Consider the following 21,136-nt stretch of genomic DNA (forward strand, 5'->3'; position numbering starts at 1 on the left):
AGCCATTTTCACGATGTCAGACACCACGCCGTTTGAGGGCACGTTTAAGGAGATGTTCCGGCGCCACGCAGCCGGCGTCGCCATCATCACGGTGAACTACCAGGGTGAGCCATACGGGTTTACCGCCACGTCAGTTGCGTCGTTGTCAGCACAGCCACCGCGGTTCACCTTCAACATGGCCCGCAGCTCAAGTTCGTGGCCGGCCGTGGCCAACGCCACGCACCTGGGCGTCCACATGCTGGGCCTCGAGAACCAGGCCCTGGCCGACCGCTTTGCGCGCACGAAGGACCGCTTCGGCGGAGACCACTGGGAGCTTGGCCCTCACGATGTCCCGGTCCTCAAGGACGTCGCGGGCTGGCTGATCGGCAAGATCCAGATGCGGCTCTCCTTCGAGAATAACGCCGTGGTGGTTGTCGAAGTGGTGGAGGGCGCCGTGGGCGAAGACGGTTCGCCACTGCTGTACCACTCGGGCAGCTACGGCCAGCCGGTCCCGCTGGACTACGAAATCTAGTAGTCCAGGCAGGTCGGACCGAGAAGGACCTTTAGGTCCCCGAACAGCGACGGGCTTGGATTGACCCTGAGGTGGACCGGCAGCGCCATGACTTCGGTCCGGGTGTCCCCCTGCAGGTGCAGCCGGACTTCCGAGTTCCCACGATGGTTCCGCAGGACATCGCCGAGTTCGGTGACCACGGCCTCGGTGGCCTTATGCGTGGGCATGGAAATCTGCAGCGGACCGTTTGTCCCCTCGCTGAGGTCCGGGACGCTGAGTTCCATGCAGTTCAGTGCCACGGCGCCGTCGTCGCGCCGCTGGAGCCGGCCTTTCACCACCACCACCAAGTCCTCCGCCAGGACGGATGCGATGGGTCCGTAGACCTGGCCGAAGAACATGACCTCTACGGAGCCGCCAAGGTCTTCGATTTCGGCGCGGGCGTAAGCATTGCCGCTCGCCTTAGCGATCCTGCGGCTGAGCGAGGTGATCATGCCCGAGATGGTGATGATCGCGCCGTCGTGCGGGCCGTCATCGGCGATGATCGAGGTGATGCTCTGGTCAGCGTGCTGGCTGAGGAGTCCTTCAAGTCCCTGCAGCGGGTGGTCTGAGACATAGAGGCCCAGCATGTCCCGCTCGAAGGACAGCTTGTCCTTCTTCTCCCACTCCGGCAGGTCGGGTATCTCAATACTCAGCGAGGCCTCGGACTCGGCTTCCTCGAAGCCGGCGAAGAGGTCGAACTGGCCGATCGCCTCGTTGCGCTTGAGGGTGATGACCGAATCGATGGCCTCCTCATGGATCATCGCCAGCGCGCGCCGGTGATGGTTAAGGGAATCGAAGGCGCCAGCCTTGATCAGGGATTCAATGGTGCGCTTGTTGCATACCACTGCGGGAACCTTCACCAGATAATCCTTGAAGGATGTGTAGGCACCTTCCTTTTCGCGCGCGGCCACCATGGCTTCGACGGCGTTGACGCCCACGTTTCGGATGGCTCCCATTCCGAAGCGGATGTCGTTACCCACCGGGGTGAAGTTCAGCGCCGACTCGTTGACGTCCGGCGGCAGCACGGTGATTCCCATGCGCCGGCACTCATTGAGGTAGATGGCCGATTTGTCCTTGTCATCACCCACCGAGGTCAGGAGGGCGGCCATGTACTCCGGCGCATAATGCGCCTTCAGGTACGCGGTCCAATAGGAGATCACGCCGTACGCGGCCGAGTGTGCCTTGTTGAAGGCGTAGTCGGAGAACGGGAGCAGGATGTCCCAGAGGGTTTTGACGGCGGCCATGGAGTAGCCGTTGTCCTGCATACCCTGGGAGAAGCCGGCGAACTGCTTGTCCAGTTCCGACTTCTTCTTTTTGCCCATGGCGCGGCGGAGGATGTCTGCCTGGCCGAGGGAATAGCCGGCAAGTTTCTGTGCCACGGCCATAACCTGCTCCTGGTACACAATCAGGCCGTACGTCCCGCCCAGGATTTCAGCGAGGGGTTCCTTGAGCTCGGGGTGGATCGGAATGACTTCCTGGATCCCGTTCTTGCGCAGGGCATAGTCGGTGTGGGCGTTGGCACCCATCGGACCGGGACGGTAGAGCGCCAGAACAGCCGAGATGTCTTCGAAGTTGTCAGGCTTCATCAGCTTCAGGAGCGCGCGCATCGGGCCGCCGTCGAGCTGGAACACACCCAGCGTGTCGCCCCGGGCCATCAGTTCGTAGGAGGCGACGTCATCGAGGGCCAGGCTGTCCAGGTCCAGGTCATGGCCACGGTTGAGCTTGATGTTCTCCAGGGCGTCGGAAATGATCGTCAGGTTTCGCAACCCCAGGAAGTCCATCTTGATCAGGCCCAGGCCTTCGCAGGTGGGGTAATCGAACTGCGTGATCACCTGGCCGTCCTGGATGCGCCGCATGATCGGGATGACGTCAATGATGGGGTCCGAGGACATGATGACGCCGGCGGCGTGCACACCCCACTGGCGTTTCAGGCCCTCGATGCCGAGCGCCGTCTCGAAGACCTTGGCCGCCTCGGGATCGGTGGAGATCAGCTGGCGGAAGTCACCGGCCTCGCTGTAGCGCTTTGAGTCCTTGTTCTGGATGTCCGCCAGCGGAATGTCCTTGGCCATCACCGCCGGAGGCAGGGCCTTGGTGAGCTGCTCGCCCATGCTGAACGGGTAGCCCAGCACGCGGGAGGAGTCCTTGAGCGCCTGCTTGGTCTTGATGGTGCCGTACGTGACGATCATGGCCACGCGTTCATCACCGTATTTGCGGGTGACGTAGTCGATCACCTCGGACCGGCGCCGATCATCGAAGTCGACGTCGAAGTCGGGCATCGAAACGCGGTCCGGGTTGAGGAAGCGCTCAAAGATCAGGCCGTGGTGAAGCGGGTCAAGGTCGGTGATGCGCATCGCGTAGGCAACCATCGAGCCCGCGCCTGAGCCACGGCCCGGACCGACGCGGATGCCGTTGTTCTTGGCCCAGTTGATGAAGTCGGCCACCACCAGGAAGTAACCGGGGAATCCCATGGACGTGATCACTTCGAGCTCGTAATCAGCCTGCGTGCGGACCTTGTCCGGGACCCCGCCCGGGTACCGGAATTCCAGCCCGGCCGCTACTTCCTTGACCAGCCAGGATGTCTCGTCTTCGCCCGGCGGGCAGGGGAACCGCGGCATGTAGTTGGCGCCGGTGTTGAACGAGACTTCGCAGCGCTCGGCAATCAGCAGCGTGTTGTCGCACGCGTCCGGGTGGTCCCGGAACAGCTCGCGCATCTCCTGCGGCGACTTGAGGTAGTAGCCGCTGCCGGAGAACGCGAACCGGGATCCGCCGTTGTCGTACGTGGGCTCCAGCAGCGTGGAACCGGACTGGATCGCGAGCAGCGCCTCATGCGCCTTGGCGTCGTGTTCGTGTGTGTAGTGCAGGTCGTTGGTGGCCACCAGGGGCAGGTTCAGGTCCTTGGCCAGCCGCAGCAGGTCCCCCGTGACCCGGCGTTCGATGTCCAGCCCGTGGTCCATGAGTTCGCAGAAATAGTTCTCCGCACCGAAAATGTCGCGGAATTCAGCGGCTGCTTCCACAGCCTCCCGGTACTGGCCGAGGCGCAGCCGGGTCTGGACTTCTCCCGACGGGCAGCCCGTGGTGGCGATCAGGCCTTCGGAGTACGTGTTCAGGAGCTCCCGGTCCAGCCGCGGCCACTTGCCGAAGACGGCATCCAGGGAGGCGATGGAAGACGCCCGGAAGAGGTTCCTCATGCCGGCGTTGTTGTAGCTCAGCAGCGTCATGTGGGTATAGGAACCACCGCCGGAAATATCGTCTTTGCGCTGGTGTTCCTCGCCCCAGCGGACACGGCTCTTGTCCGTCCGCGCGGTGCCCGGGGTGACATAGGCTTCGACGCCGATGATCGGCTTGATGCCTTGGTCGGTGGCACGTTTCCAGAAGTCGAAGGCGCCGAACAGGTAGCCATGGTCCGTGGTGGCGAGAGCCGGCATGCCGAGGCGTTCGGTCTCATCGAAGAGCTCCCCCAGACGGGCGGCGCCGTCCAGCATGGAGTATTCGGTGTGGTTGTGGAGGTGGACGAACGAGGCATTGCTGGAAGTCACCGGACCATTCTAAGCGCTGGCGGGATGCCTCCGGCCCAGCCACGCAGCGGGCACGGGACGGGTGGGCCTACTTTGTGACCGACGGCTCAGCGCCCACCGGCAAGGTCAGGCCTGGCCCGACTCCAGAACTTCGAGGGCATAGGCCAGGTCCTGGGGGTACTCGCTGGTGACGGTCACACGCTCGCCGGTGACCGGGTGGTCGAAGCCGAGCTGGCGTGCATGCAGCCATTGCCGGGTCAGGCCTAGGGTTGCGGCGAGGCGCGGATCAGCCCCGTAGGTGAGGTCACCGGCGCACGGGTGCCGCAATGCTGAAAAGTGCACACGGATCTGATGCGTACGGCCCGTTTCCAAGTGCACTTCCACCAGGGTTGCCTTGCCGAAGGCTTCCAATACCTCGTAGTGCGTGATCGACGGGCGGCCGTCCTCGATAACAGCAAAGCGCCAGTCATGTCCGGGATGCCGGCCGATCGGGGCGTCGATGGTGCCCTCCAGGGGGTCCGGCAGTCCTTGGACCACCGCGTGATACACCTTGTCCACGTTGCGTTCCTTGAAAGCCCGCTTCAGGGCGGTATAGGCGCGCTCCGTCTTGGCCACCACCATGACACCGGACGTGCCGACGTCGAGCCTGTGGACGATGCCCACGCGTTCAGGGGAACCCGACGTCGAGATGCGGTAACCCGCACCGGCGAGGCCACCCACCACAGTAGGTCCCACCCATCCCGGCGAAGGATGCGCGGCAACCCCTACCGGCTTGTCCACCACCACAAAATCGTCGTCGTCGAGCAGGATCTTCAGGCCTTCCACAACTTCCTCCACCACTTCGAGCGGGTCCCGTCGATCAGGCACCGTCACTTCCAACACATCCCCGGCCACGAGGCGCGCGGATTTGCCCAGTTTCTTGCCGCGGCTGACAACGTTGCCTTCGGCAATAAGTGTCGCCGCCAGGGACCGGGAAATGCCCAGCAACCGGGCGAGCCCGGCATCAGCCCGGGTTCCGCCGAATTCCTCGGCCACTACTACGCGCTCAGGCATCCTCAGCCTTTTCCTTGGGGGCCGCAACGTGCCGTGAACCGTCCAGCGAGATCCCCCGCAATGTGAGGATGCAAATGATGGACACGGCGGAGACCACTGCAGAATCGGCGATGTTGAAGATCGCAAAATTGGGCAGCTGGATGAAGTCCACCACGTGCCCCATGCCGAACGAAGGTTCCCGGAACAGCCGGTCTGTCAGGTTGCCCAGCGCACCGCCCAGGAGAAGCCCTAAGGCCAGCGCCCACCATATGGAACCGAGCTTGCGCACCTGGAACAGGATGGCAATGGCGACTCCGGCCATGATGATGGAAAACACCCAGGTGACGTTCTCGCCGATTGAAAAGGCCGCGCCGGAATTCCGGATGAAGTACCAGTGGAGGAGGGGCGGCAGCACCTCGATGCGCTCCCCCTCCACCATGGTGGTGGTGACCCAGATTTTGGTCAGCTGGTCAAAGGCATAAGCAAAGACTGCAAAGCCTGCAAAGAGCGAGAGCAGCAGCGTCTTCCCCGGACGGGGCGTTGAAGGAACCGGGTGTGCAGCGTCGGCGGCAAGATCGTCAGTCATGGTGCTTTCATTAGTAAAACCGATGTTAATCACAAAAGCCGGTGACCGAGGAATCCTCAGCCACCGGCTTTCAGAATACGTGCTTGACGGACTAGTTCGCTTCGACCTCAGGGGCTGCGACGGAACCGCGGGCGTCAAGGTCGCGCAACTGGCCTTCAATGTAGGCCTTCAGGCGTGAGCGGTAATCGCGCTCGAAGCCACGGAGCTGTTCGACCTTGCGCTCCAGGACGGAGCGCTGCTGCTCCAGGGCACCGAGAATCTTGCGGGACTTCTCCTGGGCATCGTTGACCAGGCTGCTGGCCTCGATCTGGGCCTCAGCGATGATCTTGTCCTTCTGCGACTGGCCATCGGCGACGTGACGGTCGTGCATCTGCTGTGCCATGGCGAGCAGGCCGGCAGCGGACTCGGCGGAGACGGTGCTTCCGGCGGCCGGTGCGGGGGCAGGAGCCGGGACGGCTGCAACGGTAGCCACCGGCTCGGCTTCCTTCTTCTTCGCAGCGTCGGCAGCCTTTGCCTCGACTTCGGCCTTCGCCGGAGCCTCAACCTTGTCCGCCTTGACGGGCGCGGGGACCTTCTCAACCACCGGGGCGGCTGCAGCGGAACTGGCCGGCACGGCGGAACCCGATTCGGAAAGCTTCTTGCGGAGCTCGTCGTTCTCCTGGTTCAGGCGCCTGAGTTCCACAACGATTTCGTCCAGGAAGTCGTCAACTTCGTCCTGGTCGTAGCCTTCGCGGAACTTGGTCGGCTGAAAGCGCTTGTTGACAACGTCTTCTGGCGTCAAAGCCATCTGGTCACCTCATTGGTCTAGTTAGTCAGTAGGCCTTCCGGCCGTCAAAACTACGGTACCTAAATTTTGTCTGGTTCCTCTAATTCAACACTGGGTGTCAAACCGGAGATTTCTTTCGCGTTACGCGGATAAGTTCGTTTCCACGAACTTCGCCCGTGCCCGCTAGGTCTTGTCGAAGATTACGCGAAACCCCTGGTCACCGCCATCGCGATGCTCACCGCGATGAAAAGGACCAGGAATCCGAGGTCCAGTGTCACGCCGCCGAGCCGCAACGGCGGTATCACCTTTCGGAGCACCTTGAGCGGCGGATCGGTTATCGAATACACCGTGTGGGCGGCCACGAGGGCAACACCGCGGGGACGCCACTCCCTGGCGAACATCTGGACCCAGTCATAGACCAGGCGGATGATCAGCGCCACAAAGAACAGAAGGAGGGCGATATAGACAAGTCCGAAAACAATTCCCATGACTTAACTCATATCTCCATGTCCATTCCGGATACCGCAGTGCCCTGCCAACGTTTCTTGTCTATTTCAGCACAGATGCCAGACAGGTGTACCTGCCTGGCATCCGCAATAAGCTTTATGGCTAACTTTGGTTGAAAAAGCTGGCCTGGGTCTCGCTGACCTTCTTGTCGTCGCCGATGACCTCAATGTACGACGGCGAGAGCAGGAAGACCTTGTTAGTGACCCGTTCGATGCTTCCCCGGAGGCCGAATACCAGTCCCGCCGAGAAGTCTACGAGGCGTTTTGCGTCCGCTTCACCCATGTCTGTGACGTTCATGATGACGGGAATGCCATCACGGAAACTCTCACCGATGAGCTTGGCGTCGTTGTAGGACCGCGGGTGGATCGTGGTGATCTGCCGAAGTCCGGACGTTTCTTCGCGGCTCGAGGCCGCACGCTTGATGGGGGTCACAGGTGCGCGGTATTCCTCTTCGGGGGCGTGGGACGTCTCTCGGCTGACTTCGCGGACCGGTGCCGGGGCCCGGCGTTCCTCGCGGTCAACTTCCATTGAATCGTCCTCGTCCTTACGTGTTGTGGTGTGCTCGGACTCGTAGTGTTCATCGCCGTCGGCGAGCCCAAGATAGATCATTGTCTTGCGCAGAGCGCCGGCCATGGTCGACTCCTAATCGTGTCCGTAGGCGGGCCGCCCAATAACTTGACAGCACTGGAATCCCCCGCCACTCACTTCCTATGTGCTCGACGCTACCCCACGGCGGGACGCGATCCGAGAATATCGGAACCGATTCGCAGGTGTGTCGCTCCGAACCGGATGGCCTCTTCAAGGTCCTGGCTCATGCCCGCGGAAATGGCTGTGGCCGCCGGATGTTCGGCCACCAGGGACGCTGAAATGGCCGCGAGTTTTTCAAATGCGGCCTCCGGACTGGCCCCCAGGGGGGCAACGGCCATCACGCCGGCCAGTTCCAGTCCGGCGGCCGCGGCCAGCTGGTCGGCGAGCATCGGCACTTCTGCCGGTGAGGCGCCACCACGGTGGGCGCCGGCGTCGTCGTCCAGACTGACCTGGATGAAGCACTGCAGGGCGTTCCGGCCGGTGGTGTCCTGCTCGATGGCGATGGCCCGTTGCAGGCCATCAACCAGGCCGGGACGGTCCACGGAATGGAGTGCGTGCGCATATTTGGCCACGGACTTGGCCTTCTTGCTTTGCAGCTGTCCGACGAAATGCCAGTTGATGCCAAGGTCTGCCAGTTCCTTTGCCTTCGATGAGGCTTCCTGATCCCTGTTCTCGCCAACGTCGCCGACGCCCAGGGCCGCGAGGCGCCTGATGTCTGCGGCCGGATGGAACTTGGTGACCACTATCAGTGTGGGCAGCTCACCGGCGCGTCCGGCGGCCAGGGCGGCCGCCTCGATACGGTGCTGAACGGCTGCGAGCCGCTCCGCGAGCTGTGCAGTTCGCGCTGAGTCTTCCACCGTCATTCCTTGCCCTCGGACCACACCAGCCCGGCGAACCGCCCGGTGCTGGTGGACCGCCGGTAAGAGAAAAGCTGGTCGCTTTCCAGCGTGCATGGGCCGGCATATTCGATGACCACACCGGCAGCCTCCAGTTGGCTGCGGGCCCCGGCAGGGAGATCCAGCCCGGCAGTCCCCCAGGACGTCGTAGCCCAGGTTGACGGCACCTGTCCGGCCACCTGGGCCCGCAATTCAACGGGCACCTCGTAGCAGCTGCCGCAGATTGATGGGCCGAGCCAGGCGCGGATGCCGGTGGCCCCTTCCGCCTGCATCCGTTCAACGGCTGCCGGGAGGATCCCGTTCGCGATCCCCGGGCGGCCTGCATGTACGGCGGCCACGACCGGACCGTCGGCGCCCTGCCCTACGAGCACCGCCGGGATGCAGTCGGCCACCATTACCGCGAGCGGCAGCCCCCGTGAAACCATGCCGTCTGCTGTCGGCACCGGTGTGCCAGGCTCCATCATTTCCACGGTGGTGCCGTGGACCTGGTCCATGAACCGCAGGGATCCAGGGGTCAGGCGTGCGGCGTCCTCCAGCATCCTGCGGCGTCGTCGGACATCAGTGGCGTCGTCCCCGACATGAAGGGCGAGATTGCCCGCTCGGGTGTCCGTGAAAGCCACATGCACGCCGGGGGCGACTTCAGCCCGCCAAAGGAACAAGCCGTGCCCTACTTCAGGAAGTCGGGGACATCCAGGTCATCGGCACGGTTTCCCGAGAGATCCGGCTCCACCACAGAGGGAAGGTCGACGTCGAAACCTGAGTCGGCGGGGACGGCCGACGGGCGCTGCTGCCCCCAGTTGCTCAGCCCGGACGCGCCGACGCCAGCGTGCACGGGCTGGACGTTCATCTGGTGGCTGCCACCCGATGTGGGTGCCTGGGCGGGCGCTGGAGCTGCTGCGGGGCGCTGCGGGGCCACCTGGGGCTGGGACTGGTCCATGGAGGGCGAGGTGGCCTTGACGTCATCGAAGCCTGCGGCAATGACGGTGACCCTGGCTTCATCGCCAAGAGCGTCGTCAATGACCGCACCGAAGATGATGTTGGCTTCGGGGTGGGCCACTTCCTGGACCAGGCGGGCAGCTTCATTGATTTCAAACAGGCCGAGGTCAGAACCGCCCTGGATGGAGAGCAGGACACCGTGGGCTCCGTCGATGGACGCTTCCAGCAGCGGGGACGCGATGGCCAGTTCTGCCGCCTTCACGGCGCGGTCTTCGCCGCGGGCGGAGCCGATGCCCATGAGCGCCGAGCCCGCGCCCTGCATGACGGACTTAACGTCAGCGAAGTCGAGGTTGATCAGGCCGGGGGTAGTGATGAGGTCAGTGATGCCCTGGACACCGGACAGCAGGACCTGGTCAGCGGAACGGAAAGCGTCCAGGACGGAGACGTTGCGGTCGCTGATGGACAGGAGCCTGTCATTCGGGATCACGATCAGGGTGTCCACTTCGTCGCGGAGGGCGTCGATGCCCGCCTCGGCGGAGCCGGCACGGCGGCGGCCCTCGAACGTGAACGGCCTGGTGACCACACCGATGGTCAGCGCACCAAGGGAACGGGCGATTCGGGCAACGACGGGGGCTCCACCGGTACCGGTGCCGCCACCCTCGCCAGCGGTCACAAACACCATGTCTGCACCGCGGATGACTTCTTCGATCTCGTCTGCGTGGTCCTCCGCAGCCTGCTTGCCCACCTCAGGATTGGCCCCTGCGCCGAGCCCACGGGTCAGCTCACGTCCGACGTCGAGCTTGACGTCGGCGTCGCTCATCAGCAGCGCCTGCGCATCTGTGTTGATGGCGATGAACTCGACACCCCGGAGGCCCACCTCGATCATGCGGTTGACTGCGTTCACGCCACCGCCGCCGATGCCGACGACCTTGATGACGGCCAAGTAATTCTGCGGAGCTGCCACGTTACGTGTCCCTTGTTCGTGTCCTATTGCGAAAACTGTGGAGTCGGGCTTGAAGCTTGCAACCCTAACCTTCGAGTTGAAGGTTATAGTTATGTCAAGTAACTCATGTCTGGAACGCTATTTCCTATGGTTCGGACATTCAATAACCGGCGCCGCGTGTCGCGGTAATACGGTAAAGATTGCAACTTCCGAAAGAGCGCTCAACGCGTCACCGGATGCCGGGGCGCGCTCACATCGTACACGCGCACGGGGTTCTTCGGATCCGCGGGAACCTTGAGCAGGGCTTCGAGCACTTTGGCCTTGAGCTCCTTCTCCCCCGCATTACCCCAAATGATGGTCTGCCCGTCAACCAGCTTCAGTTCCACGGCGTCCACGGACTGGGCGGAGGCGTTGGAGAGCTTCGACAGTACGTCCGGCGGGAGTGCCCCCAGGACCTCAGCCGTGGCTTGGAAAAGATCCTTGCCGATGGTGCCGGCGCCGCCGTCAATGACCGGCAGCGAAACCGAGGACGGGTCTGCCGTGGTGGCCAGCACCACGCCGTCCACGTCAACCAGCCTGTACCGCTCCCCTTGCTTGACCAGGGCCACAGGGATGCGTTCCAGAACTTCCACCACCAGTTCGGAAGGCGGCCGCGCCTGCGTCGTCACGGACTTGACCTGGACCAGGGGCTCCAGCAGCCGGCCCACCTCATCGTCGCTGACCTGTGGGAGTGGTTTTCCTTTGAGCGGCTCCAGCGCGGCCTGGACCTGGTCCGTGGTCACCAGCTTGGTCCCGGTTACCGAGATGGTTCCCACGGCAAGGATGGGAGAAAAGATGGCAGCGGCCAGCAGCGCCGCGACCAGCCCCAGGACAGTTCCCAAGGCAACAAGGATGTGCCGTTTCCGGCGCTTTGCCGGGGGTTCTGGGAATACCAGCACGTTGCCAGACGCAGGCGACTTTTCCCGAGCGGTGTCCGTGTCCGCGTTTTTCTCCTTTTTCCCCCCGCCCGTGGATGAGGCCCCTGGAAGGGGGGCGCTTTTGGATGCGGAAATGACGTCCGGTCCCGTCGGCGGGGTCTTGGCCGCGGGTTGTCGCACCGCCGGTTCCCGCCGTGCAGGCGAAGCGTATGTGGGGCGGCGCGGGCTACCCATCGAGGGCCTGCACAATCTGCGGCCCGAAGCTGGTCACGTCTCCGGCTCCGACGGTCAGAATGATATCGCCCGGCCCGGCGGCCTCCACCAGGGCCGCCACAGCTTCGTCCGCCGCCACGAGGCGACCGCCGGACGCCAGGTGGTCGCCGATGAGCTGGCTGGTAACGCCGGGGATCGGATCCTCGCGGGCGGGATAAATGTCCAGGACCAGCGCCGTGTCTGCCAGGTTCAGTGCGGCGGCGAACTCGCCGGCGAACTCCCTGGTACGCGAGAACAGGTGCGGCTGGAACACCACATGGACACGGTGCGTGCCCGCCACGGAGCGCGCCGCCGTCAATGCTGCGCGGACCTCGGTTGGGTGGTGGGCATAGTCATCAAACACGCGCACACCGCGCGCTTCGCCCTTTAGTTCAAATCGCCGGGACGCGCCGGAGAAGTCCGCCAGGGCGCGCGCAGCAGCTCCGGCGTCGACCCCAAGCTCCAAGGCGACAGCTACGGCGGCAGCCGCGTTGAGTGCATTGTGCCGGCCCGGGACCTGCAGCTCCAGGGCGAACCGCCCGGCGGCTGAGGAAACCTCCACATGACCCGGGCCGCCGTCGTGCAGTACCAGGTCCGCCCGGTCAGAGGTTCCGTACAGGAGCACCCTGGTGGTGCCTCGGGCCTTGGTGCGTTCCGCAAGGGCCAGCGCGCCGTCGTCGTCCGCACAGGCGATCAGGACGCCATCTTCCGGCAGCAGCTCCGTGAAGCGGTCAAAGGATTCGTAGACGGCTTCGGCGGTGCCGTAGTAATCCAGGTGATCAGGTTCAACGTTGGTGACCACAGCGATTTTCGGCCGGTAGTTCAGGAAGGAACCGTCGGATTCGTCCGCTTCGGCCACAAAAATGCCGGACGCGCCATGTGCTGCGTTGACGCCGAGCGCAGGCACGTTGGCACCGATGGCAAACGAGGGGTCAAGGCCTGCTCCCTGGAGCAGGACGGCGATCATGGAGGTGGTGGTGGACTTTCCGTGCGTTCCCGCCACTGTCACCACGACGTCATCCCCCATGGTGGCAGCCAGCGCTTCCGAGCGGTGCAGCACGGGCAGGCCTGAGTCGCGCGCAGCCACCAGTTCGGGGTTGTCCGCACGGATCGCCGAACCTGCCACCACCGTCTGGGCGTCGCCCAGGTTGGAGGCGCGGTAGCCCACGGCTATGCGGGCCCCGGCGGCAGCCAGTTCCGCCATGACCGGCAGGTCCTTGGCGTCGGAGCCGCTGACGGTGACGCCACGGGCCACCATAATGCGGGCGACAGCGGACATTCCCACGCCGCCAATGCCGATGAAGTGGACGCGGCCCAGGGACTCCTGGCTGCGGATGCTTGCGGGGGTCATGCGGACACCGCTTCCAGGACAAGATCAGCCATGCGCTGATCGGCATTTCTGATGCCCAGCCGGCGGGAGTTGGCTGCCATCGTAGCCAGCCGGCCGGCGTCGGTAGCCAACGGGATGAGCTCGTGGGTTATCCACTGGGCGGTGATGTTCTTGTCCGCGACCAGGAGGGCGCCGCCGGAGTTCACGAGCCCAGCCGCGTTGAGCGCCTGCTCGCCGTTGCCGATGGGCAGCGGGACAAATACTGCGGGCACTCCCACTGCGGCCACTTCGCAGACAGTTGCTGCGCCGGAGCGTGCCAGCAGCACGTCAGCGGCGGCGTAGACCTGTTCCATTCCGTCCACGTACTCCACCTGCTGGTAGCCATCAGCGGTGAGCGGGCCGCCGTCGGGACCCAGGACGGTTTTGCCGCGGCCGGTGATGTGCAGCGTTTGGATCCCGGCGGCGCCAAGCTCCTGCGCCGCAGCGGCAATCGCCCGGTTGATGCTCTGGGCGCCGGAGGACCCACCCGTCACAATGAGCGTGGGCTTATGTGCGTCCAGTCCCAGTGCCCCGCGCGCGGCGGCGCGGGCGGAGTCCCGGTCGAGGCCGGAGATCTCGGTCCGCATGGGCATCCCGACATGGCGGGCGTGCCGCAGCCGGGTCGTGTCGAAGGCGGTGGCCACGTGACGGGTCAGGAATGACCCCACGCGGTTGGCCAGGCCTGGCCTGGTGTTGGCTTCATGGATAACGATGGGAATCCCCCGGCGGCGGGCAGCGAGGTACAGCGGCGTGCACACGTAGCCGCCCACCCCCACCAGCACGTCAGCTGAGGCCTCGTCCAGGATGCGGCCTGACTGCCGCACCGCCCCGGCCAGCCGGGCGGGCAGCTTCAGCAGATCCAGGGAAGGCTTTCGGGGAAAGGGAACCCGGTCGATGGTGGCCAGCTCCACGCCGGCGGCCGGCACCAGCCGGGTTTCCATGCCCGCCGGCGTACCCACGGCAAGCAGCCGGGCCTCCGGGGCTGCGGAGCGGAGGGCCGCCGCGATGGCCAGGAGCGGGCTGATGTGGCCGGCGGTTCCGCCGCCCGCGAGGACAATGGACAGGTTCTGGGAAGTCATCTGGTGCTAGGTACGCTTTCTTGCGGTCTTGGTGGGGCGGGTGGATCCCCCGGCTTTTTTGGCGCCGAACTTCAGCATTCTCTTGGGCCGGAGTGCGGGCGCCATCTGTTCACGCGCGAGCGACAGCACCACCCCCACGGCGCAAAGGGACATCAGCAAGGCCGAGCCGCCGTAGGAAATGAACGGCAGGGGCACACCGATGACGGGCATCAGGCCGGTCACCACGGCCATGTTAACTGTGGCCTGGCCCAGCAGCCACACCATGATGGTGCCTGCCAGGACCCGGTGGAACATGTCCTCCTGTGCCACCACCACGCGGTAGATGGCGGCTCCGAGGATGGCAAAGAGCACCAGCACGACGACGGTGCCCACCAGGCCGAGCTCTTCGCCGATGATGGCAAAAATGAAGTCGTTGTGGGCTTCCGGAATCCAGCTGTACTTCTGCCGGCTTTGGCCAAGGCCCACGCCGAACCATCCGCCCGAAGCGAGTCCATAGAGCCCGTTGGTGGCCTGATAGTTGGCGTCAATGCCGTCGGCACAGGACTGCCCCGTCCACCAGGAGGTGATGCGGCACATCCTGTTTGAACTGGTGATGGCCATCAGGGCCGCGCCGGCAGCGCCCAGCAGGGCCGCGAAGCCGAAGACGTACAGCGGTACGCCGGCGAAGAACAGCGCGGCGGCGGCGATCATCATGATGATCATGGCCGTGCCCAGGTCGTTGCCCACCAGCACCAGGACCACAATCGCCGCGGCCACCGGGGCTACAGGGATCAGCACGTGCGGCAGGCGGCGCAGCAGCTTGCCTTTGCGGGCCAGGACGGTGGCCATCCAGAGGGCCAGGATCAGTTTGGATGCCTCGGACGGCTGGAAGGTGATGCCGCCGATATCGATCCAGTTCTTGTTGCCGTTGACCTCGTCGCCGATGACCTGCACAAGGGCCAGCAGCACCACCACAGCTCCCAGTCCCAGCCAGGCCAGGCGTTTGAGCCACACGACGTTGACCCGGGAGAGGACGAACATCGTGAAGATGCCGATGCCGGCGAACATGCCCTGCTTGAGCGCGTCACCGTAGGGCGACTTTCCGGCGGCGATGGATTCAACACTGGAGGCCGACAACACCATCATGATGCCGATGGCGGTCAGGGCAAGCGTGGAGCCCAGGATGAGGTAGTACGTCGAGCCGTTCCGGGAGGTCCCGGTTCCTTCCAGGGCAGACCAGAATCCCCGGTACCAACCCCGGATCAGTTGAGGCACAGTTCCGGCCCCGTGGGTCCCGGCTGCGGGTTTGGACGTTGCGGGCTTCGAGGCCGCGGGTTTCGAGGGGGTGGGCTTGGAACCTGTGGGCGAAGCTGGTTTCCCGGCGCGCAGCTGTGAAGCCTTGGGCCGGGTGGGCGTGCTGACCATTGTTACTCCTCGCCGGTCTGGGCCTGCCCTTCCACCAGCTCGCGGACAGCTTCGATAAAGGCGTTGCCGCGGTGAGCATAGGAAGAGAACTGATCCATGGAAGCAGCCGCCGGTGCCATCAAGACGGTGTCACCTGATGCGGCCAGCTGCGCCGCTGCCGCAACGGCCCGGGACATCACGTCCGCCCCGGAAACCGGAGAGTCGGCCGCGATGGCTCCGCCCGTTGCGGCAGTCTGCGTATTTTCAGTGTCGCCCGCGGGAGTGGTGATCACGCGGACATCCGGCGCGTGTCGCTGCAGGGCCTCGGCCAGCGGAGCGGTGTCGACGCCGATGAGCACTACTGCCTTCAACCGGGGCGCCTGCTCCCGGACCAGGTCGTCATAGCTGACCCCCTTGGAGAGTCCACCGGCGATCCAGATGACGTTCTCAAAGGCAGCCAGTGACGCCGCTGCGGCGTGCGGGTTGGTGGCCTTGGAATCGTTGACCCAAAGCACACCGTTCTGGCGGGCGACTGTCTGGATGCGGTGGTTGCCCGGCACGTAGTCCTGGATGCCCCTTCGCACCGCCTGCGCGTCCACTCCATATGCACGGACCAAGGCGGCCGCGGCAAGGGCATTGGCCACCATGTGGCGGGGAGCAAACTGCCCCAGGTCCGTCATCGACGCCAGCTCGGCGGCGCTGTCCTTGCGCTGTTCGATGAAGGCCCGATCCACCAGGAGGCCTTCCACCACGCCAAGCATGCTGATGGCCGGGGTGACTGTGGTGAAGCCGACGGCCCGGCAGCCCTCCACCACGTCGGCGTCCTCCACCATCCGTTCGGTTTCGATCTGCTCGGCGTTGAAGATGCAGGCCTTCTGGGTCCGCGCGTAGACCTTCGCTTTATCGGCGAGGTAGGAGTTGTAGGAACCGTGCCAGTCGACATGGTCTTCGGCCACATTGAGGCAAACACTGGCCACGGGAGACAAAGACTCGGCCCAGTGCAGCTGGAAGCTGGACAGTTCAACGGCGAACACGTCGTACTCAACGGGATCGCGGAGGGCATCGAGGATCGGCGTTCCCACGTTGCCTACGGCAATGGCTTTCAGGCCCGCGGCCTGCAACATCGACGCCGTCAGGCCAACCGTGGTGGTCTTGCCGTTCGTGCCGGTGATGGTCAGCCAGTCAGCCGTCTTGTGCCCCTCCCGGACACGCAGCCGCCAGGCGAGTTCGACATCGCCCCACACCGGAATGTGCGCACGCGCCGCAGCGGCGAGCAGCGCCTGGTCGGGTCGCCAGCCCGGCGAGGTCACGATCAGGTCGGGGAAGCTGCCATCTACCTTGGGGATCCTGCTGACGGCTTCTTCGCCGAGGAGCACGTCCACGGCGCCGACGATCTTCAGGGTGTCGGCCTGCGCCTTGGCGGTCTCGCTGGTGGCGGCGTCCACCACTACCACCCTGGCACCGAGTTCAATGAGGGTGTCTGCCGCGGCGAAGCCGGAGACGCCGATACCGGTGACCACAACATGCAGGCCCGCCCAGTCGGAGTCCCAGCTGACGAGGTTCTGCAGGCGGGGGGAAACAGTCACAGGAGCACAACCCATTCAGCGTAGAAGACACCCAGGCCCACGGCTACGAAGAGCCCGCCCAGGATCCAGAAACGGACAACGACTGTGACTTCGGCCCAGCCTTTGAGCTCGAAGTGGTGTTGCAGCGGTGCCATCTTGAAGACGCGTTTACCGCCGGTGATTTTGAAGTAGCCCACCTGGATGATCACCGACAGCGTGATCAGGACGAACAGGCCGCCGACGATGCCAAGGAGCAGCTCGGTCCGGGACAGGATGGCGAAGCCTGCAATGGCGCCGCCGATAGCCAGGGATCCGGTGTCACCCATGAAGATCTTGGCCGGCGAGGTGTTCCACCAGAGGAACCCCACCAGGGCTGCACTCAGGATGGCCGCCAGGAGGGCCAGGTCAAGGGGATCGCGGACGGAATAGCAGCCGCTGCCCGCCTGACGCGGTGAGCCACAGGCCTGGTTGTTCTGCCATATTCCCATCAGGGTATAAGCGCCGAAGACCATGACCGAGGCTCCGGCTGCGAGACCGTCGAGGCCGTCCGTCAGGTTCACGCCGTTGGTTGCTGCCGTGACGATCAGATTGGACCAGAGGACAAAGAGAATGGCGCCCACAACCGTGCCGGCGAAGGCAAGGTCCAGCCAGGGAATGTCGCGGACCAGGGAGATTTTGGTCGAGGCCGGCGTGAGTCCGTCGGAGTCGGGAAAGTTCAGTGCCAGGACGGCGAAGGCGATGCCTACTGCCGCCTGGAGGATGAGCTTGGCTTTCGCGTCCAGCCCCAGGCTGCGTTGGCGGGAGATCTTGATGAAGTCGTCGAGGAAGCCCACCAGCCCCATCCCGACCATGAGGAAAAGCAGGATCAGGGCCGACGCCGAAGGTCCGGCCGAGGCCGGGTTCATCATCCACATGATCAGGTGGGTCAGCCCATAGCTGAGCAGGACTGCCCCTACCACCACGGTTCCGCCCATGGTGGGAGTGCCGCGTTTGGTGTGGTGCGAGGTGGGTCCGTCATCGCGGATGAACTGGCCGTAGCTCTTGCGGACGAGGAGGCGGATAAACAGCGGGGTTCCCACCAGGGCGAACAGCAGGGCAAGTCCTGCGCCGATCAATAGTGCAATCACAGCAGCTCGCTCCTTTCATCGGCAGGTTCCGTGGTTTGTGGGGGTAATGCTATCCGATCGCCCAAGTGGCGCAGTCCTACGCTGTTGGAGGACTTGAAGAGCACCAGGTCACCGGGTTCAAGCTCCGCGTTGAGGAGGGTGTAGGCGTCTTCCACCGTTTCGGCAAAGACGCATTCATCGCCCCAGGAACCCTCCTGGACGGCAGAAACATACAGGGCCCGTGCCTCCCGGCCAACAACCACCAGCCTTGAGATGTTCAGGCGCACCACCTGGGTGCCCACGGCAGTGTGCTCCCGGATCGAATCAGGTCCCAGCTCCAGCATGGCGCCCAGGACTGCCCAGGTGCGGCGCCCGCGGCCCAGGTCGGCCAGTGTGCGCAGTGCGGCACGCATGGACTCAGGATTGGCGTTGTAGGCGTCGTTGATGACCGTGACGCCGTCGGGGCGTTCGGTGCGTTCCATCCGCCAGCGGCTGGCCGCCGACTGCGTGCTGAGGGAAGCTGTGATGTCACGGCCCGGCACGCCGGCCGCATGTGCCGCCGCTGCTGCGGCGAGAAGATTTCCGGTGTGGTGGGCGCCGATAAGGCGGCTGCTGACGCGCAGGGCGGCGTCGTTGCCGGGCAGGACAAGGTCGAATTCAGGGTTGCCCGCCGCATTGGTGTCCGGATTGTCAGCCCGCACGGTGGCCTCAGGGCGTTCTTCGGCGGAAAAGCCCAGCACGGACGCGCCGGTGCGGGCGCGCATGCCGGCGACCCGATCGTCGTCGAGATTCAGGATGGCAGTGCCGGCGGGCGCGAGGGCCTCCACCAGTTCTCCCTTGGCCTGCACGATGTTTTCCACGCCGCCGAACTCCCCCGCATGGGCGGTGCCCACCCCGAGGACTACGCCGATGTCAGGCTTGACCATGTCGGCGAGGTAGCTGATGTGCCCGATGCCGGTGGCACCCATCTCGATCACCAGATACCGGGTTCCGGTGTCGGCCCGGAAGACCGTGAGCGGCACGCCTACTTCGCCGTTGTAGGAACCCTGCGGTGCAACAGTAGGGCCCTGCGTGGTGAGGATTCCCGCGAGGAGGTCCTTCGTGGTGGTTTTGCCGGCCGAACCGGTGATTCCGATGACCGTCAGGGATTCGCCGGCGGCGGCCCGGGCCGCGCGGATGCGGCGGACTGCTTCTGCGGCAAGCGCGCCCAGGGCCAACACGGCGTCCTCCACCAGGACGGCGGGATAATGGACGCCGTTCGGCCCGGTGACGGGGCGCTCCGCGAGAACCAGCACCGCACCGCGGCTGAAGGCAGCCGTGACAAAGTCGTGGCCGTCCGCGTGCTCGCCTGGTTTCGCAATGTAGAGCGAGCCGGGCGAGGCTTCGCGCGAATCGGTGACTACCGAAAGCGGGGTGATCCCCGGATCGGCGTCCAGGCGGCCGTTTGTGATTTCGGCGATTTCCGCCGCAGTAAGTGCAATCATCTCGGTCTAGGACTCTATCCGGTCGTCTTGGAGAACGTTGAATCCCTTGGCTGTCAAGGCGTTCCGGAGTTCCACCCGGTCATCGAGGGCAAGATTGACTCCCTTAACCTCTTGCCAGACCTCGTGTCCGCGGCCGGCAACCAGGATGGTGTCCTGCGGGCTGGCCAGCTCGACGGCCCGTTGGATCGCGGCGTCCCGGGGATAAATCTCTTCGATGACGCACTCCAGTGCGTCCTGTTGTTGCGCGGCCCAGGCGCCCGTGAGGACGTCCGTCCGGATGGCTGCTGCATCCTCGTCATGGGGGTCGTCATCCGTGATGATCACAACGTCGGCGAGCCGGGCAGCGATGGCCCCCATGGCGGGACGCTTTCCCTGGTCCCGCTGTCCGGTCGCCCCGAAAACAACAATCACCCGGGAACCGGAACGCGGAGACCTGACGGCCTCAAGCGCGCGTGCCAGGGCATCGGTGTTGTGGGCGAAATCGACGACGGCGGCGGGCTCCTCGGAGACGAGTTGCATGCGGCCGGGTACAGCCACGGTAAAGGGGTCATGGGCTGTCAGGGCCGCCTGCAAGGCAGCGTTGTCCACTCCGCCGGCAAGGACCATCACCGTGGCCAGCGCCGCGTTGGAAACGTTGAAGGCGCCGGGCAGGCCGGTGTGGACCTGGATCGTGGCGCCGTCGGGCCCGCTCAGGGTGAACGCGGTACCCAGGCCGCGCGGCGCGGTGGCGGTCACTGTCCAGTCGGCCGAAGCGCCGCCCGGTGTCGTGGCGAGGGTGGTGACCGGGATCTCGGCCGCCGCGGCAAGCTTGCGGCCCCACTCGTCGTCGACCGTCACCACAGCCGTGCGGGCGCGGCGGGGCGTGAACAGCTCCGCCTTGGTGGCGAAGTATTCATCCATGGTCCCGTGCAGGTCCAGGTGGTCCTGGGTCAGGTTCGTGAACCCGGCGACGTCGAACACCACCCCGTCAACGCGCTGGAAAGAGACGGCATGGGAAGAAACTTCCATTGACGCCGCGTCCAGTCCCCTCTCCCGCATCAGTGCCAGCAGGGCGTGGACATCCGTTGATTCCGGCGTGGTCAGGAGGCTGGGAATCGGGTCCCCGCCGGCGAGGATTTCGATGGTGCCGATCAGGCCGGTCCGTTGTCCCAGGGAACGGAGCAGGGCGTTGATGAAGTAGGTGGTGGTGGTCTTGCCGTTTGTGCCGGTCACACCGAAGAGTCGCGGCTGCTGACCGGCTGAAGGCTGGCTCCGGTAGATCATGGCGGATAGGGGACCCACCACGTTGCGCGGCGCCTCCACCACCAGAACCGGCACGGCAGTGTCTGCTGACAGGGCAAGAAGCCGCGCGCCGGCGTCGTCGGTCAGGACCGCTACGGCTCCCCTGTCCACTGCCTGGGACACAAAATCAGCGCCGTGCCGGGCGGCGCCCGGCAGCGCGACGTACAGGTCGCCGCGTTCCACGGTGCGCGAGTTAAGCGAAATCCCTGTGACACCGACCGCAGCGGAGGCGCCCGGGACCGGGACGCCAATGGCTTCGCCAATGCTGTCCAGCCGGACTGCGGCAACTGCCGTCGGCCTGAACCGGGATACAGGGGGTTCCCCTCCCGGCCCGGTATGACTGCCTGGTTCGTTCTGCTCTGACAAGGGGTCTCCGATGGTGCTAGTGGATCATGCCCGCGC

18 protein-coding genes are annotated in these 21,136 nt (G+C 64.8%); 1 reads left to right on the forward strand and 17 read right to left on the reverse strand.

Features of this window, described 5'->3' with window-relative positions; genetic code table 11:
- The first annotated feature begins 13 nt into the window (after window positions 1–13).
- The gene (locus J2808_RS19520; RefSeq protein ID WP_309819964.1) at window positions 14–511 is read left to right on the forward strand and encodes a flavin reductase family protein; all 498 of its coding nucleotides are present in this window, start codon (window positions 14–16) and stop codon (window positions 509–511) included.
- Here the strand turns inward: J2808_RS19520 and dnaE are convergent.
- From dnaE to J2808_RS19605, 17 genes are all read right to left on the reverse strand, one after another.
- Entirely contained in the window at window positions 508–4,065 is a 3,558-nt protein-coding gene (dnaE, locus tag J2808_RS19525; RefSeq protein ID WP_309819965.1) for a DNA polymerase III subunit alpha, read from the reverse strand. The genes J2808_RS19520 and dnaE overlap by 4 nt on opposite strands.
- A 105-nt stretch (window positions 4,066–4,170) precedes the next feature.
- Complete coding sequence (locus J2808_RS19530) at window positions 4,171–5,097, reverse strand: RluA family pseudouridine synthase (protein ID WP_309819967.1); 927 nt, start codon at window positions 5,095–5,097, stop codon at window positions 4,171–4,173.
- Entirely contained in the window at window positions 5,090–5,662 is a 573-nt protein-coding gene (gene lspA / locus J2808_RS19535; RefSeq protein ID WP_309819969.1) for a signal peptidase II, read from the reverse strand. The genes J2808_RS19530 and lspA overlap by 8 nt, the downstream gene beginning before the upstream one ends.
- Window positions 5,663–5,753: 91 nt before the next feature.
- The gene (locus J2808_RS19540) at window positions 5,754–6,449 is read right to left on the reverse strand and encodes a DivIVA domain-containing protein (protein ID WP_309819971.1); all 696 of its coding nucleotides are present in this window, start codon (window positions 6,447–6,449) and stop codon (window positions 5,754–5,756) included.
- A 179-nt stretch (window positions 6,450–6,628) separates the two neighbouring features.
- Window positions 6,629–6,916 (reverse strand): YggT family protein, encoded by a 288-nt coding sequence (locus J2808_RS19545; RefSeq protein ID WP_309819972.1) that lies wholly within the window; start codon window positions 6,914–6,916, stop codon window positions 6,629–6,631.
- 121 nt (window positions 6,917–7,037) lie between these two features.
- The gene (locus J2808_RS19550; RefSeq protein WP_309819974.1) at window positions 7,038–7,568 is read right to left on the reverse strand and encodes a cell division protein SepF; all 531 of its coding nucleotides are present in this window, start codon (window positions 7,566–7,568) and stop codon (window positions 7,038–7,040) included.
- Window positions 7,569–7,657: 89 nt separating this feature from the next.
- The gene (locus tag J2808_RS19555; protein WP_309819976.1) at window positions 7,658–8,380 is read right to left on the reverse strand and encodes a YggS family pyridoxal phosphate-dependent enzyme; all 723 of its coding nucleotides are present in this window, start codon (window positions 8,378–8,380) and stop codon (window positions 7,658–7,660) included.
- Window positions 8,381–8,382: 2 nt separating this feature from the next.
- On the reverse strand, window positions 8,383–9,078 hold the full coding sequence (locus J2808_RS19560; RefSeq protein WP_309819978.1) for a purine nucleoside phosphorylase YfiH/LACC1 family protein: 696 nt from the start codon (window positions 9,076–9,078) through the stop codon (window positions 8,383–8,385).
- 8 nt (window positions 9,079–9,086) lie between these two features.
- Window positions 9,087–10,319, reverse strand: a complete 1,233-nt coding sequence (gene ftsZ, locus J2808_RS19565) for a cell division protein FtsZ (protein WP_309819980.1) — start codon at window positions 10,317–10,319, stop codon at window positions 9,087–9,089.
- A gap of 200 nt (window positions 10,320–10,519) precedes the next feature.
- On the reverse strand, window positions 10,520–11,449 hold the full coding sequence (locus J2808_RS19570; protein ID WP_397428094.1) for a cell division protein FtsQ/DivIB: 930 nt from the start codon (window positions 11,447–11,449) through the stop codon (window positions 10,520–10,522).
- Window positions 11,442–12,818, reverse strand: coding sequence for a UDP-N-acetylmuramate--L-alanine ligase (gene murC / locus J2808_RS19575; RefSeq protein WP_309819985.1), 1,377 nt, complete (start codon window positions 12,816–12,818; stop codon window positions 11,442–11,444). The genes J2808_RS19570 and murC overlap by 8 nt, the downstream gene beginning before the upstream one ends.
- Window positions 12,815–13,915, reverse strand: a complete 1,101-nt coding sequence (gene murG / locus J2808_RS19580; protein WP_309819988.1) for an undecaprenyldiphospho-muramoylpentapeptide beta-N-acetylglucosaminyltransferase — start codon at window positions 13,913–13,915, stop codon at window positions 12,815–12,817. The genes murC and murG overlap by 4 nt, the downstream gene beginning before the upstream one ends.
- A gap of 6 nt (window positions 13,916–13,921) precedes the next feature.
- Entirely contained in the window at window positions 13,922–15,319 is a 1,398-nt protein-coding gene (gene ftsW, locus J2808_RS19585) for a putative lipid II flippase FtsW (protein ID WP_309819990.1), read from the reverse strand.
- A 2-nt stretch (window positions 15,320–15,321) separates the two neighbouring features.
- Window positions 15,322–16,899: a UDP-N-acetylmuramoyl-L-alanine--D-glutamate ligase gene (gene murD, locus J2808_RS19590; RefSeq protein WP_309819991.1), complete on the reverse strand. Its 1,578-nt coding sequence runs from the start codon at window positions 16,897–16,899 to the stop codon at window positions 15,322–15,324.
- Complete coding sequence (mraY, locus tag J2808_RS19595; protein ID WP_309819993.1) at window positions 16,881–17,990, reverse strand: phospho-N-acetylmuramoyl-pentapeptide-transferase; 1,110 nt, start codon at window positions 17,988–17,990, stop codon at window positions 16,881–16,883. The genes murD and mraY overlap by 19 nt, the downstream gene beginning before the upstream one ends.
- The gene (locus J2808_RS19600) at window positions 17,987–19,453 is read right to left on the reverse strand and encodes a UDP-N-acetylmuramoyl-tripeptide--D-alanyl-D-alanine ligase (protein ID WP_309819995.1); all 1,467 of its coding nucleotides are present in this window, start codon (window positions 19,451–19,453) and stop codon (window positions 17,987–17,989) included. The genes mraY and J2808_RS19600 overlap by 4 nt, the downstream gene beginning before the upstream one ends.
- A gap of 6 nt (window positions 19,454–19,459) precedes the next feature.
- Complete coding sequence (locus J2808_RS19605) at window positions 19,460–21,100, reverse strand: UDP-N-acetylmuramoyl-L-alanyl-D-glutamate--2,6-diaminopimelate ligase (RefSeq protein WP_309819997.1); 1,641 nt, start codon at window positions 21,098–21,100, stop codon at window positions 19,460–19,462.
- Window positions 21,101–21,136: the final 36 nt, after the last annotated feature.

The sequence above is a fragment of the Pseudarthrobacter sulfonivorans genome, assembly GCF_031454915.1.
In the GTDB taxonomy this organism is placed as follows: Bacteria; Actinomycetota; Actinomycetes; order Actinomycetales; family Micrococcaceae; genus Arthrobacter; species Arthrobacter sulfonivorans_C.

Excerpts from the sequence above, each read along its gene's own strand:
- J2808_RS19520 (WP_309819964.1), top strand. The coding sequence starts at position 14 with ATGTCAGACACCACGCCGTTTGAGGGCACGTTTAAGGAGATGTTCCGG.
- J2808_RS19530 (WP_309819967.1), bottom strand. The coding sequence starts at position 5,097 with ATGCCTGAGCGCGTAGTAGTGGCCGAGGAATTCGGCGGAACCCGGGCT.
- lspA (WP_309819969.1), bottom strand. The coding sequence starts at position 5,662 with ATGACTGACGATCTTGCCGCCGACGCTGCACACCCGGTTCCTTCAACG.
- J2808_RS19540 (WP_309819971.1), bottom strand. The coding sequence starts at position 6,449 with ATGGCTTTGACGCCAGAAGACGTTGTCAACAAGCGCTTTCAGCCGACC.
- J2808_RS19545 (WP_309819972.1), bottom strand. The coding sequence starts at position 6,916 with ATGGGAATTGTTTTCGGACTTGTCTATATCGCCCTCCTTCTGTTCTTT.
- J2808_RS19550 (WP_309819974.1), bottom strand. The coding sequence starts at position 7,568 with ATGGCCGGCGCTCTGCGCAAGACAATGATCTATCTTGGGCTCGCCGAC.
- J2808_RS19570 (WP_397428094.1), bottom strand. The coding sequence starts at position 11,449 with ATGGGTAGCCCGCGCCGCCCCACATACGCTTCGCCTGCACGGCGGGAA.
- murC (WP_309819985.1), bottom strand. The coding sequence starts at position 12,818 with ATGACCCCCGCAAGCATCCGCAGCCAGGAGTCCCTGGGCCGCGTCCAC.
- murG (WP_309819988.1), bottom strand. The coding sequence starts at position 13,915 with ATGACTTCCCAGAACCTGTCCATTGTCCTCGCGGGCGGCGGAACCGCC.
- ftsW (WP_309819990.1), bottom strand. The coding sequence starts at position 15,319 with ATGGTCAGCACGCCCACCCGGCCCAAGGCTTCACAGCTGCGCGCCGGG.
- murD (WP_309819991.1), bottom strand. The coding sequence starts at position 16,899 with ATGGGTTGTGCTCCTGTGACTGTTTCCCCCCGCCTGCAGAACCTCGTC.
- J2808_RS19600 (WP_309819995.1), bottom strand. The coding sequence starts at position 19,453 with ATGATTGCACTTACTGCGGCGGAAATCGCCGAAATCACAAACGGCCGC.